This window comes from Metasolibacillus sp. (assembly GCF_025291715.1).
GTDB classification, from domain to species: domain Bacteria; phylum Bacillota; class Bacilli; order Bacillales_A; family Planococcaceae; genus Metasolibacillus; species Metasolibacillus louembei.
Genome location: NZ_JAMBIZ010000071.1, coordinates 1 through 700, shown reverse-complemented (window position 1 = coordinate 700; position 700 = coordinate 1). Strand labels below are relative to the sequence as shown.

Sequence of the window (700 nt, the reverse complement as noted above, 5' to 3'; positions counted from 1 at the left end):
GGATATATTATGTCAAACTCAAATGTTGTTAAAGGTACTGTTAAGTGGTTTAACGAAACTAAAGGTTTTGGTTTCATTCAACAAGAATCAGGTCCAGACGTTTTTGCTCATTTCAGCGAAATCGCGAGTTCAGGTTTCAAGACCTTATTTGAAGGCCAGCAAGTTGAATTCAGTGTAGCTCAAGGTCAAAAAGGACCGAATGCTGTAAATATTGTTGCTATCTAAGTAATAATAATCAGTAATAAAAAGCACTCATAAGTGCTTTTTTTAAGCTTTAAAATGTTTTCAAAATTGAAAAAATCTCTAAAAAATAGGATATAAGTTGTTAAAAGTAAATGATTTAATTGCAAAATCTAAAAATGGTACTGAAATTATTGTTTCATTAATTCCTCTACATAAAATGCAAAATACACGTCAAGGTTTAAAACAAATTGAAGTAGGTAAAAGAGTTCTACTGGAATCTGGAATCGAAGTTGATTTAAATTTGGATGGCCGTACATTTTACACTTCTCTAAATCAGCTATTTAAATTAAATCATAAAGTTGCTTAGCGATAAATTTTTAAACATCAATAATTTATGTGGGATTTCCACTGCAATTTTTTTAAGGAAATATATATGTTTAAACAGACTCTCAGCGTAAAAGACCAGTTTGGCGTTAAACACGCTATTCAAGCCACAGTGGATCATGAGTTTGCCAAC

General features: G+C 30.9%; 2 protein-coding genes. Both read left to right on the top strand.

Going from position 1 to position 700, the window contains the following annotated elements; translation table 11 throughout:
* The first annotated feature begins 9 nt into the window (after nucleotides 1–9).
* Complete coding sequence (locus M3Z76_RS19640; protein ID WP_000071892.1) at nucleotides 10–225, top strand: cold-shock protein; 216 nt, start codon at nucleotides 10–12, stop codon at nucleotides 223–225.
* A 97-nt stretch (nucleotides 226–322) separates the two neighbouring features.
* Nucleotides 323–550: a hypothetical protein gene (locus tag M3Z76_RS19635; RefSeq protein ID WP_000921865.1), complete on the top strand. Its 228-nt coding sequence runs from the start codon at nucleotides 323–325 to the stop codon at nucleotides 548–550.
* The last annotated feature ends 150 nt before the right edge of the window (nucleotides 551–700 follow it).

Bases quoted from the DNA above. Each gene is read 5' to 3' on its own strand.
- M3Z76_RS19640 (WP_000071892.1), top strand. From the start codon at position 10: ATGTCAAACTCAAATGTTGTTAAAGGTACTGTTAAGTGGTTTAACGAA.